The organism is Cupriavidus sp. PB-02 (assembly GCF_058252315.1).
Map to the genome: position 1 here is coordinate 3,263,656 of NZ_CM177694.1, position 12,500 is coordinate 3,276,155.

Below are 12,500 nucleotides of genomic sequence, written 5' to 3' on the forward strand. Positions count from 1 at the left end.
TTCCTTCGATGTCCGGGGACTTTGGTTGGTCTACAACCGGTATTGTAGCGAAGCCCCGAGCAGGCTGAAGTCGTGCGGGCGCCGCGGGTCCGGGATGTCCTCGCCGGTCTGGCGATCGAAGAAGCGCACCGGGTAGCCGCGCGCGGCCAGCCAGTCGGCCACCGCGAAGCCGGTGCCGGCCGACCACACGCGCACGTCTTCCGGCGCCACCAGCTTGTACTCGGCCAGCTCCTCGGACAGGGCGACGGCGCCGGTCGCCTTGACGTGGTACGCGATGATCAGCTCGTTCTTGCGCATGAACTCGTAGACGCCGATCAGCGACACCGACTCGGTATCGAGGTTGGTCTCTTCTTTCAGCTCGCGCGCCACGCCCAGTTCGGGCGGTTCGTCGCGCTCCAGGAAGCCCGTCACCAGCGCAAACATCTTCTCCGGCCAGGCGGCATTGCGCGCCAGCAGCAGCTTGTCCTGGTACTCCACCACCGCCGCCAGCACCGGCAGCGGGTTGTTCCAGTGCACGAAGCCGCAGTCCTGCTGCACGCAGGCGTGGCGTTCGCGCCCGGACAGCGGCAGCACCTCCAGCGGCGCGCCGCACTGCGGGCAGAATCGGTATTGCATTTAGGGGCTCCTGAAGGGGTCTCGTCGTTATAGGTATGGATCTGGCGGGTTCACTATGCTGCGGCGGTGCAGGCCGCGCGCATGTCGGCGGCGAGCGCCTCCACCGTCTGCGGCTGCAGGTCCCACGCACACATGAAGCGGCAGCCGCCGGCGCCGATAAAGGTGTAGAAGCGCCAGCCCTTGGCGCGCAGCGCCTCGATCGCCGGCAGCGGCAGCTCGGCGAAGACGGCGTTGGACTGCGTCGGGAACATGATGCGCACGCCCGGAATATCGGCGATGCGCTGCTGCAGCAGCTGCGCCATCGCATTGGCATGGCGCGCGTTGGCGAGCCACACGTCGTTCTCGAGCAAACCCAGCCACGGCGCCGAGATAAAGCGCATCTTCGACGCCAGCTGGCCAGCCTGCTTGACGCGATAGGCAAAGTCCTCGGCCAGGCGGCGGTCGAAGAACACCACCGCCTCGCCCACCGGCAGGCCGTTCTTGGTGCCGCCGAAGCACAGCACGTCGACGCCGGCGCGCCAGGTGATCTCGGACGGATGCACGCCCAGCGATGCCACCGCGTTGGCAAAGCGCGCCCCGTCCATATGCACGCGCAGCTGGCGGCGCTTGGCGATGGCGGCAATCGCGCGCACCTCTTCCACCGTGTAGACCGTGCCGACTTCGGTCGACTGCGTCAGCGACACGACCTTGGGCTTGGGATAGTGGATATCGGAGCGGCGCGTCACCAGCGCCTCGACCGCGTCGGGCGTGAGCTTGCCGTCGGCGCCGGGCGCGGTCAGCAGCTTGGAGCCGTTGGAAAAGAACTCCGGGCCGCCGCATTCGTCGGTCTCGATATGCGCCAGCTCGTGGCAGATCACCGAGTGGTACGACTGGCACAGCGCCGACAGCGCCAGCGAGTTGGCCGCCGTGCCGTTGAACACGAAGAACACTTCGCAGTCGGTCTGGAACAGGTCGCGGATGCGGTCGCAGACCTTCTGGGTCCACGTATCGTCGCCGTAGGCCTGTTCGTGGCCGCTGGCGTTGGCTTCCAGGAAATACTTCAGCGATTCCGGGCAGAAGCCGGCGTAGTTGTCAGAGGCGAAGTGCTGCATGGTGTCCGGTGCGAAGCTGGGTCGGGTCCTACTTCTTGTCGGCCCACAGCTCGCCGCCGGTGGCCCAGTTCTCGCGCTTGATGTCGGTGATGATGATGTCGACGGCCGAGGCCGAGCAGCCCAAAGTTTCGCAGCTGACGCGCGTCACTTCCTCGACGAACTTGCGCTTCTGCTCGATGGTACGGCCTTCAAACATTTCAACGTGGAAAGTCGGCATGCAATGCTCCTGTGCTTGATTGATCTTGTCGCCGGGGATCAGTCCCGGTACGAGGGATCGATTCTATCCAGTTTGCGCAGCAACGCGGGCCACTCCAATGCGCCCTCGACCGCGCCGTTGTCGTACAGCTGTTCCGACGCCTTGTGCACCACCGCGGCATCCGGCTGCACCAGCGCGCCGCCGGCCTGCGCGGCGATCTGGATCTCGCACGCCTTGATCAGCGTCGCCATCAGCACATAGGCCTCGGCCACGGTGCGGCCCACTGTCAGCGTGCCATGGTTGCGCAACAGCATGGCGGGATGCTCGCCCAGCGAGGCCGTCAGGCGCGTGCCTTCGGCCGGGGTGAAGGCCAGCCCTTCGTAATCGTGATAAGCGATGCGGCCGTGGAAGCGCATCGCGTGCTGGGACAGCGGCAACAGCCCCGCGGCCTGCGCGGACACCGCGATACCGGCGGTGTTATGCAGGTGCATCACGCACATCGCGTCGGGACGTGCCGCATGCACCGCGGCATGCAGCGCGAAGCCGGTCACGTTGACCGGATGCACCGTTTCGCCAACGACCTCGCCACGGCCGTTGATCTTGACCAGGTCGCTGGCGCGGATCTCGTCGAAGGCAAAGCCGAAGGGGTTGATCAGGAAGTGGTCGGGCTCGCCCGGCACCGTGGCGGAGATATGGGTGTAGATCAGGTCATCCCAGCCCTCGCGCGCGGCCAGGCGGTAGGCGGCGGCAAGGTCCACGCGCACGCGCTGCTCTTCGGCGGAAACGGGATGGGCAGTGCCCGCGGCACGCGCGGGCTGCAAGGCAAAAGACATGGGGGGTCGCTCCTGCGCCGCCCGTCTCGCGTGCCGGGTACGGCCCCGGCCTTCTGTGCCGCGCCACCGGCCGCGCGGCTGCGGGGCGCAGCCGCAACGCGTGGCGCTTCAGGCGGCAAAGGCCATACTGTAGCGCACCTTGCCGGTCAGCTCCGGGCGCCTTCCAGCGGCCAGGCGCGGCGCATCCAGGCGAACACCACCGCCCCCAGCAGCAGCGACGCCGCCGCGCACGCGAGCGAGCTGGCGAAGCCCCCAGTACGCGCCACCAGCGCGGTCGCCAATGGCGGCCCGGCGATCTGGCCGAAGCCGTAGGACGCCGTCATCAGGCCCATCAGCCGCGGCGCGTGCGGGCCCCACAGCCGGCGTGCCTCGCGCATCGCAAATGCCACCAGCGCGGTGAACGGCAGCCCCGCCAGCAGGCTGCTCAGCGCGAAGCCCACTACGGTCGGAAACACCACCGCCAGCGCCACGCCCAGCGCCTGCATGCTGTAGGCAATCGTCAGCAGCTTGCGGCTGTCGTGCGCCATGCCGATCCGGGTGGCCAGCAAGGCGCCTACCGCCACGCCCGCGCCGAAGATCGGCCAGAACAGGTCGGCCCAGACCGTGCCCGGCAGCGCTTCACGCGCGATCACCGGCAGGAAGGTCGCAGTGATGATGTAGCCGAAGCCGGCCAGCCCGTAGGCCAGCGTCAGAGTCCAGGTCTGGGCGTCGAGCCGGGCGGCGTGGTTGTCCGCCGGAAGGTCTTCCTGCACGGCGGCGCTTTGCACCGGCGCCGGTTCCGACACGAATACCCACCACACCGCCGCCACCAGCACTGCGGCCAGCGCCGTGAACGCCAGCCAACCGTAGTCGGCATGCCAGCCCGCGCCGACCATGCCGGAGGTGCCCAGCCCCGTGACCACGATGCCAAGCCCCGGCCCGCAGAAGATCAGCCCGGCGAGCTCCGGCTTGCCCAGCTCCGCCAGCCGCTGCAGGCACCAGCCGGCGGTGTAGACCATCACCACCGCGCTGGCCACGCCCGCGGCGGCGCGCCACAGCGACCAGGCCGGCATGCCGCCCGGCAGTGCCATGCCCAGCGTCAGCAGCACCGTGGCCACCAGCCCCCAGCGCAGCATGCGCACCGCGTCGGGCCGGATAAACATGCACACGGCGGCGCCGAGAAAATAGCCGATGTAGTTGACCGTGGCCAGCCAGCCGCCCTCGTGCAGCGTGACGCTGCCGTCATGCAGCATCATCGGCAGCAGTGGCGTAAAGGCGAAGCGGCCGATGCCCATCACCACCGCCAGCGACACCAGCCCGGCCATCGCCACCGCCACCGGTCCGGCCTTGCGCGCAACCACCCGCGCGGCCGGGCCGGCGCCGGTGGCCGCGGCGTGTTCAGGATCGATGCTGTGCAGATTGGGCATGTCGGTAGCTGGTCGGGGGCAGCGGTTGCATTGCGATCTCCGTATGCTACGCTTTGGAAACCATCCCGAAAAATGAATTATCAAGATGCCAAGCATCCTGATACGAGATGTATTGTTCCGGAGCCACTGCCCATGGATCTCGCTGCCCTCGAAATCTTCCGCACCGTGGTCGAAGCCGGTGGCATTACCCGCGCGGCCGAGCGACTGCACAGGGTGCAGTCCAATGTCACCACCCGCATCCGCCAGCTTGAGCAGTCGCTCGGCGTCGAGCTGTTCGTACGCGACGGCCGGCGCATGGTGCTGACGCCCGCCGGCCAGACCCTGTTCGACTACGCCTGCCGCATCCTGAAGCTGACCGACGAGGCCCGCCAGGCGGTGCTGCCGGCACGCCCGCATGGACGGCTGCGCATCGCCTCGATGGAAAGCACCGCGGCCAGCCGCCTCCCCAATGTGCTCGCCGCGTACCACCAGGCCTGGCCGGAGGTGCAGCTGGAACTGGTGACGCTGGCCACGCGCCAGGCGCTGGATGCGCTGGCGCGCTTCGAGGTCGACTGCGCCTTTGTCGCCGAGCCGGTCCCGGACCCGGCGCTGTCCACCATCCCGGCCTTCGAGGAAGAACTGGTGGTGATCGCGCGCGAGCGCCATCGTCCGATCCGCACCGCCGCCGACCTGGAAGTGCCGACGCTGCTGGCGTTCGAGCCGGGCTGCAACTACCGCGCCCGGGTCGAGGCCTGGTACGCCACCGGCGATGCGCCGCCGCCGCGCGTGCTGGAACTGGGCTCGTATCACGCCATCGTCGCCTGCGTGGCGGCCGGCATCGGCGCGGCGATCGTGCCGCGCTCGGTGCTGGGCCTGTACCGCGACCTGCCGGCCATCAGCCAGCACAGCCTGGGCGCGGCGGGGCGCGTGCGCACCATGCTGGCGTGGCACCCGGCCATGGCCAGCGCGGCGCTGCATGCGCTCGTCGACGCGCTCACGGCGCAAGCGCCGGGCCCGGCCGACAAGCCTGAACTGGCGGCAGCCTGAGCGCCACAAGCGGGACAGCGGCACGTCTCCGTGCAAGATGTGCCCGGTGGCCTACACTGGAAGTGGCGCCACCACGGCACCCTGCGTGCCCCGCCCCTCCTGATGAAACCTGCCACCGCGCTCGCGCGGGCCCTTCGGCTGCTGCACGGCCGCCTGCTGGTCGGCCTGGCACTGGCGTGCTGCGCCGCCGCGCTCGCCAGCACACTCGCCAGTTTCCATGCCCGCGCCGCACCGCCGGCCGGCCCCGCTTCGGCACCAGCCGCCACGGCCACGGCGCCGGTCTACGTGATCCCGCTAAAGGGCGCGGTCGGCCCGGCCAGCGCCAGCTTTGTCCTGCGCGGCATGACGCGCGCCCGCGAGGCCGGCGCCCAGCTGGTGGTGCTGGAAATGGACACCCCCGGCGGGCTGGATGCGTCGATGCGCGAGGTCATCCAGGCGATCCTGGCCTCGCCGGTGCCGGTCGCCAGCTACGTCTACCCGGGCGGCGCGCGCGCCGCCAGCGCCGGCACCTACATCCTCTACGCCAGCCACATCGCGGCGATGGCGCCCGGCACCAACCTGGGGGCCGCGACCCCCGTGCAAGTCGGCATCGGCGGACCGCAGCGGCCCGACGCCCTGCCCGGCGCCAGCCCCGCTTCCGCCCCGGCCAGCGAACCGGCCAGCACCGACACCATGGCGCGCAAGCAGATGCACGACGCCTCGGCCTATATCCGCGGCTTGGCGCAACTGCGCGGGCGCAATGCCGAGTGGGCCGAGCGCGCGGTACGCGAATCGGTCAGCCTGTCCGCCAACGAGGCACTGGCCCAGCGCGTGATCGACATCGTCGCCCCCGACCTGCCCTCCCTGCTGCGCCAGGTCGAGGGCCGCAAGCTCACCGCGGCCGGCGGCAAGGACAGCGTGCTGCACACCGCCAATGCGCCCGTGGTCGAACTGGAACCCGACTGGCGCAGCCGCTTCCTGGCCGTGATCACCGAACCCAGCGTGGCGCTGATGCTGCTGATGATCGGCATCTACGGGCTGATCTTCGAGTTCTCCACGCCCGGCATGGTGGTGCCCGGCATCGCCGGCGCGATCTGCCTGCTGGTGGCGCTGTTCGCGCTGCATATGCTGCCCGTGAACTACGCCGGGCTGGCGCTGGTGGCGCTGGGCATCGGCTGCATGGTGGCGGAGCTGTTCCTGCCGACCTTCGGCGCGCTGGGGGTGGGCGGCATCATTGCCTTTGCCTTCGGCGCGGTAATGCTGATCGACACCGACGTGCCCGGCTTCGGCGTACCGCTGCCGATGGTGGCGGCGCTGTCGGCGATGTCGGCGATCTTCGTGTTCGGCATGTCGGCGGTGCTGGTGCGCTCGCGCAAGCGGCCGGTGGTCAGCGGCGCCGACACGCTGGTCGGCAGCCACGGCGAACTGCTCGACGACCTGCGCGATGAAGGCTGGGCCTCGGTGCGCGGCGAGAACTGGCGCGTGCGCAGCGCCACCCCGCTGGCGCGCGGCACACCGGTGCAGGTCACCGCCCGGCACGGCCTGGTGCTTGACGTGGTCGCCGCCGGCAACGCCCCGCTCTCTCCAACTCCACCCCAACCGACTCCAGACAAGGGAGCCTGACCATGGCCTTCGGATTTAGCTTCGGCGGTTTGATCTTCCTTCTGGCACTGCTCGTCATCACGGCATTCCGCGTGCTGCGCGAATACGAACGCGGCGTGGTGTTCATGCTCGGACGCTTCTGGAAGGTCAAGGGGCCGGGACTGGTGCTGATCATCCCGGCCGTGCAGCAGATGGTGCGGGTGGACCTGCGCACGGTGGTGATGGACGTGCCGCCACAAGACGTCATTTCTCGCGACAACGTCTCGGTGAAGGTGAACGCGGTCGTGTACTTCCGCGTGGTGGACCCGGAGCGCGCCATCATCCAGGTCGCCAACTTCCTCGAAGCCACCAGCCAGCTGGCGCAGACCACGCTGCGCTCGGTCCTGGGCAAGCACGAACTGGATGAAATGCTGGCCGAGCGGGAGAAGCTCAATCTCGACATCCAGCAGGCGCTGGACGCGCAGACAGACGGCTGGGGCATCAAGGTATCGAACGTCGAGATCAAGCATGTCGACCTGAACGAAACCATGATCCGCGCGATTGCGCGGCAGGCCGAAGCGGAACGCGAGCGGCGCGCCAAGGTGATCCATGCCGAGGGCGAATTGCAGGCTTCCGTGAAGCTGCTCGAGGCCGCGCAGATGCTGGCGCGGCAGCCGCAGGCGATGCAACTGCGCTATATGCAGACGTTGACGCAGATTGCGGGGGATAAGAGTTCGACGATCGTGTTTCCGTTGCCGATGGAGTTGTTGACGGTGTTAGGGAGCAAGGGGGAACGGGGGTGAAGGGGGATGGGGGAGGCCTGCGCTGCAAGTTGCGTCGTGTCGTTGCTCGACCGCTCGCGCGCCTGTGGCTCAACGGCTTTCGCGGCTGGTGACATGTTGTCGTTGTTGAACCGCTTGGTTCCGCCCAGCTGCAACATGTCACCAGCCGCGACGGGCCGGGCCCGGCCGTCGATCATCACCTAAATGCATATCCGAAAAAAAGAGGCGCCGAAGCGCCCCTCATTCATTCGACAATCAAACCTTTGAAGCCACCCACTCACTAACCCCAGCCAGCGCCTGCGGCAACTTGGCCGGCTCGGTACCACCAGCCTGCGCCATATCCGGCCGGCCACCACCCTTGCCACCCACCTGCTGCGCCACAAAGTTGACCAGTTCGCCAGCCTTCACCTTGCCCGTCGCATCGGCAGTCACACCAGCAATCAGACTGACCTTGCCATCCGACACAGCACCCAGCACGATGGCCGCACTCTGCAGCTTGTCCTTCAGCTTGTCCATGGTCTCACGCAGCGTCTTGACGTCAGCGCCATCCAGTTGGGCAGCCAGCACCTTCAGCCCCTTGATGTCGACCGCCTGCGCCGCCAGCTCATCGCCCTGCGACGCCGCCAGCTTGCTCTTCAGGCGCTCCAGCTCCTTCTCCAGCGCCCGCACCTGGTCCTGCACCTGGCCGATACGCGGCACCAGCTCTGAAGGCTGGGCCTTCAGCGCCGCCGCGGCTTCGTTCAGCTTCGCATCCAGTTTCTGCAGGTAATGCAGCGCATTATCACCGGTGATGGCTTCCACTCGACGGATGCCGGCGGCCACGCCACCTTCCATCACGATCTTGAACAGGCCGATGTCGCCGGTGCGGTGCACGTGGGTGCCGCCGCACAGTTCCTTCGAGGTGCCGATCGACAGCACGCGCACATCATCGGCGTACTTCTCGCCGAACAGTGCCATCGCACCGCTCTTGACCGCGTCATCAAACGGCATGATCTCGGCGTGCGTGTCTTCGTTGCGCAGGATCTCGGCGTTGACGATCTCTTCCACGCGGCGGATCTGTTCGTCGGTCAGCGACGCATTGTGCGAGAAGTCGAAGCGGGTCTTGTCTGCATCCACCAGCGAGCCCTTCTGCTGCACGTGGCTGCCCAGCACTTCGCGCAGTGCCTTGTGCATCAGGTGGGTGGCCGAATGGTTGCGCACAGTGCGCGCACGGCGCAGCGCGTCGACCTGTGCCGTCACGGCGTCGCCCACCTTCAGCGCGCCGCCTTCCAGCGTGCCCTGGTGGCCGAACACATCGGCCTGGATCTTGGTCGTGTCAGCCACGGCAAAGACAGCATTGCCTGCCTTCAGCACGCCCTGGTCACCAGCCTGGCCGCCGGATTCGGCGTAGAACGGGGTGTTGTCGAGCACCACCACGCCAGTCTGGCCCGGCTGCATGGCGTCGACCGCGGCACCGTCCACGTACAGCGCGGTGACCTTGGCCTGCGGCAGCTCCAGCTTCTCGTAGCCATGGAACACCGTCTTGTCACCGGTGTACTCCAGCCCCGCAGCCATCTTGAACTTGCCGGCAGCACGCGCCTGCTCGCGCTGGCGGCTCATCGCGGCGTCGAACGCCGCTTCATCCACGCCGATTTCCTGCTCGCGGCAAACGTCCTGCGTCAGGTCGAGCGGGAAGCCGAAGGTGTCGTGCAGCTTGAACGCCAGCTCGCCGTCCAGCGTCTTGCCACCCTTGAGCTTCAGGTCAGCCAGCGCGGCGTCCAGGATCGACATGCCGTTCTCGATGGTCTCGAAGAAGCGCTCTTCCTCGGCCTTCAGCACTTCGGTCACGCGCGACTGGGCTTCAGCCAGTTCGGGATAGGCCTGGCCCATCTGCTCGACCAGATCGGCCACCATCTTGTGAAAGAACGGGGTCTTCTGGCCCAGCTTGTAGCCATGGCGGATGGCGCGGCGGATGATCCGGCGCAGCACGTAGCCGCGGCCTTCGTTGCCGGGGATCACGCCGTCGACGATCAGGAACGAGCACGCGCGGATATGGTCGGCAATGACCTTCAGCGAGTTCTGGTTCAGGTTGTCGATATGGGTCTCGCGCGCGGCAGCCTTGATCAGTGCCTGGAACAGGTCGATCTCATAGTTGCTGTGCACGTGCTGCAGCACCGCGGCGATGCGCTCCAGGCCCATGCCGGTGTCCACGCACGGCTTGGGCAGCGGCGTCATGTTGCCCTGCTCGTCGCGGTTGAACTGCATGAACACCAGGTTCCAGACCTCGATGTAGCGGTCGCCGTCTTCCTCGGGCGATCCGGGGGGGCCGCCCCACACTTCCGGGCCGTGGTCGTAGAAGATTTCCGAGCACGGGCCGCAGGGGCCGGTGTCGGCCATCTGCCAGAAGTTGTCCGAGGCGTAGCGCGCCCCCTTGTTGTCACCGATGCGCACGATGCGCTCGGCCGGCACGCCCACTTCCTTGGCCCAGATGTCGTAGGCCTCGTCGTCTTCGGCGTAGACCGTCACCCACAGCTTCTCGGCCGGGAGCTGGTAGGTCTTGGTCAGCAGTTCCCACGCGTACAGGATGGCATCGCGCTTGAAGTAGTCGCCAAACGAGAAGTTGCCCAGCATCTCGAAGAACGTATGGTGGCGGGCGGTGTAGCCCACGTTCTCCAGGTCGTTGTGCTTGCCGCCGGCGCGCACCGAGCGCTGCGACGAGGTCGCGCGGGTGTACGAGCGCTTATCGGTGCCCAGGAACACGTCCTTGAACTGCACCATGCCGGAATTGGTGAACAGCAGCGTCGGGTCGTTCGCCGGCACCAGGCTGGACGAGCGGACCACGGTATGGCCCTTCGATTCGAAGAACTGCAGGAACTTGCTGCGAATGTCTGAGACTTTCATGGGATGGCGGACGCTTGCCGCACTTAACAAGGCGCGACGAGTCAGTATTGGATTTGCAAACCGTTGATTATACGGGCAAGCCAGCCCGCAAGGCACACCGGGGCCGGCGCCTCGGGCCCGGCCGGCTATCGCCCAAATCCCACGCCATAAAGAGCCCGATGCGCCACCCGTCACCCCGCCTCGCCCAAGCCCGGTGGTACAGTGCAGGCAACCCGCGCCGCCCCCTTCAGCGTCGCAGCGCCGGCAGCCGGTTTTCCGATTCTTCCCCCGCCCTACCTCAGCATTCGCCTACCGCCATGGGAGCCTTAAGCCATCTCCGCGTCCTCGACCTGACCCGCGTCCTTGCCGGGCCCTGGTGCGCCCAGAACCTAGCCGACTTCGGCGCCGATGTGATCAAGGTCGAGCGTCCCGGCGCGGGCGACGACACCCGCACCTGGGGCCCGCCCTGGCTCAAGGACGCGGACGGCCGCGACACCGCCGAGGCCGCCTACTACCTGGCCGCCAACCGCAACAAGCGCTCGGTCACCTGTGACATCAGCACGCCGGAAGGCCAGCAGATCGTGCGCGAACTGGCCGCGCAGAGCGATGTGGTGCTGGAGAACTACAAGGTCGGCCAGCTGAAGAAGTACGGCCTGGACTATGAATCGCTCAGGCAGGTCAAGCCCGACCTGATCTACTGCTCGGTCACCGGCTTCGGCCAGACCGGCCCATACGCCGCGCGCCCCGGCTACGACTTCATCATCCAGGGCATGGGCGGCTTCATGAGCCTGACCGGCGAGCGCGACGACCTGCCGGGCGGCGGCCCGCAGAAGGCCGGCGTGGCCATCTCCGACCTGATGACCGGCCAGTACGCCACCATCGCCGTGCTGGCGGCGCTGGCGCACCGCGACCGCACCGGCGAGGGCCAGTACATCGACATGGCGCTGCTGGACGTGCAGGTGGCGATGCTGGCCAACATGAACACCAACTACCTGGCCAGCGGCGAGGCGCCGCGCCGCTGGGGCAACGCGCACCCCAACATCGTCCCCTACCAGACCTTTCAAGCCGCCGACGGCTGGCTGATCGTGGCGGTGGGCAACGACGGGCAGTTCCGCAAGTTCGTCACGGACGGCGGCAAGCCCGAGCTGGCCGACGACCCGCGCTTTGCCACCAACCCGCAGCGCGTGGCCAACCGCGACGTGCTGGTGCCGATCCTGGCCGAGATGGTGCGCCCGCGCACCCGCGCGCAGTGGATCCGCGACCTGGAGGCGGCCGGCGTGCCGTGCGGCCCGATCAACACGCTCGACGACGTGTTCCAGGACGACCAGGTCAAGGCGCGCGGCCTGCGCGTGGACCTGCCCCACCCGAGCGCCGGCGAGGTCAAGCTGGTCGGGAGCCCGATCAAGATGAGCGCCACGCCGCCCGAGGCGCTGCGCCATCCGCCGCTGCTGGGCGAGCACACCGACACGGTGCTGGCCGAGACGCTGGGCTACAGTGCTGAGCAGATCGAAGCACTACGTGCAAAGGGTGTGCTGTAAGATTCTCCTCCTGCCGGCGGCGAGGTCTTGCCGTCGGCGCTTTCCGGAAGCCGTTCTGTCCCCGACTGAAGTCCCTTCCCCGGGCTGGCGCCCTGCCGGCTCGCGCAAAGCCAAGGAGAAACCATGCTGACCGATGCCATCCTGGCCTTCCTGCATTTCCTTGCCATCTTCGTCCTGATCACCCTGATGGCCGCCGAGGCGGTGGTGCTGCGCCCGGAAATCACGCCGGCCGCGGTGCGGCGCCTGTCGCTGTACGACCTGTTCTACTTCCTGTCCGCGATGGTGGTGCTGGGCACCGGCCTGCTGCGCCTGTTCTACGGCGCCAAGGGCCTCGACTTCTACCTGCACAATCCGTGGTTCCACGCCAAGGTGGGCGTGTTCGTGCTGATCGCGCTGTGCTCGCTGCCGCCGACCTTTGCCATTGCGCGCTGGCGCAAGCAGGCGCGCAGGCTGCCGGATTACGTGCCGCCGCCGTCCGAGCTGAAGGCGGCGCGCCGCTGGGTCATGATCGAGGCCCACCTGCTGATCCTGCTGCCGTTGTGCGCCGTGATGATGGCGCGCGGCATCGGTGCCCGATAACAATTCCAATCCTGC

At 67.8% G+C, this 12,500-nt stretch carries 11 protein-coding genes; 5 read left to right on the forward strand and 6 right to left on the reverse strand.

The window, feature by feature from the left end; translation table 11 throughout:
- Positions 1 to 30: 30 nt before the first annotated feature.
- From AC10V3_RS15290 to AC10V3_RS15310, 5 genes are all read right to left on the reverse strand, one after another.
- Entirely contained in the window at positions 31 to 615 is a 585-nt protein-coding gene (locus AC10V3_RS15290) for an NUDIX domain-containing protein (RefSeq protein ID WP_022536114.1), read from the reverse strand.
- 53 nt (positions 616 to 668) lie between these two features.
- A complete protein-coding gene (locus tag AC10V3_RS15295) occupies positions 669 to 1,706 on the reverse strand; it encodes a threonine aldolase family protein (protein WP_349608780.1) in 1,038 nt (345 codons plus the stop codon).
- Positions 1,707 to 1,734: 28 nt separating this feature from the next.
- Positions 1,735 to 1,923, reverse strand: a complete 189-nt coding sequence (locus AC10V3_RS15300) for a 4-oxalocrotonate tautomerase (protein WP_010813672.1) — start codon at positions 1,921 to 1,923, stop codon at positions 1,735 to 1,737.
- A 38-nt stretch (positions 1,924 to 1,961) separates the two neighbouring features.
- Positions 1,962 to 2,735 carry a class II aldolase/adducin family protein gene (locus AC10V3_RS15305; protein WP_022536116.1) on the reverse strand — a complete coding sequence of 258 codons (774 nt, stop codon included), beginning with the start codon at positions 2,733 to 2,735 and terminating at the stop codon, positions 1,962 to 1,964.
- A gap of 146 nt (positions 2,736 to 2,881) precedes the next feature.
- On the reverse strand, positions 2,882 to 4,141 hold the full coding sequence (locus AC10V3_RS15310; protein ID WP_490922443.1) for a YbfB/YjiJ family MFS transporter: 1,260 nt from the start codon (positions 4,139 to 4,141) through the stop codon (positions 2,882 to 2,884).
- A gap of 132 nt (positions 4,142 to 4,273) precedes the next feature.
- Here AC10V3_RS15310 and AC10V3_RS15315 point away from each other — a divergent pair, with 132 nt between their 5' ends.
- The 3 genes from AC10V3_RS15315 (at position 4,274) to AC10V3_RS15325 (ending at position 7,530) form a co-directional block, all read left to right on the forward strand.
- Positions 4,274 to 5,167 (forward strand): LysR family transcriptional regulator, encoded by an 894-nt coding sequence (locus tag AC10V3_RS15315; protein ID WP_022536118.1) that lies wholly within the window; start codon positions 4,274 to 4,276, stop codon positions 5,165 to 5,167.
- Between the two features lie 102 nt (positions 5,168 to 5,269).
- Positions 5,270 to 6,769, forward strand: coding sequence for an NfeD family protein (locus AC10V3_RS15320; RefSeq protein ID WP_454752253.1), 1,500 nt, complete (start codon positions 5,270 to 5,272; stop codon positions 6,767 to 6,769).
- 2 nt (positions 6,770 to 6,771) lie between these two features.
- Positions 6,772 to 7,530 carry a slipin family protein gene (locus AC10V3_RS15325; RefSeq protein ID WP_022536120.1) on the forward strand — a complete coding sequence of 253 codons (759 nt, stop codon included), beginning with the start codon at positions 6,772 to 6,774 and terminating at the stop codon, positions 7,528 to 7,530.
- Positions 7,531 to 7,764: 234 nt separating this feature from the next.
- Here the strand turns inward: AC10V3_RS15325 and alaS are convergent, their stop codons facing one another.
- A complete protein-coding gene (gene alaS, locus AC10V3_RS15330; RefSeq protein ID WP_349608776.1) occupies positions 7,765 to 10,389 on the reverse strand; it encodes an alanine--tRNA ligase in 2,625 nt (874 codons plus the stop codon).
- 296 nt (positions 10,390 to 10,685) lie between these two features.
- On the opposite strand from alaS, the gene AC10V3_RS15335 reads away from it, so the two are divergent.
- Entirely contained in the window at positions 10,686 to 11,906 is a 1,221-nt protein-coding gene (locus tag AC10V3_RS15335; protein WP_041681118.1) for a CaiB/BaiF CoA transferase family protein, read from the forward strand.
- Positions 11,907 to 12,029: 123 nt separating this feature from the next.
- Positions 12,030 to 12,485: a DUF2214 family protein gene (locus tag AC10V3_RS15340; protein WP_022536123.1), complete on the forward strand. Its 456-nt coding sequence runs from the start codon at positions 12,030 to 12,032 to the stop codon at positions 12,483 to 12,485.
- Positions 12,486 to 12,500: the final 15 nt, after the last annotated feature.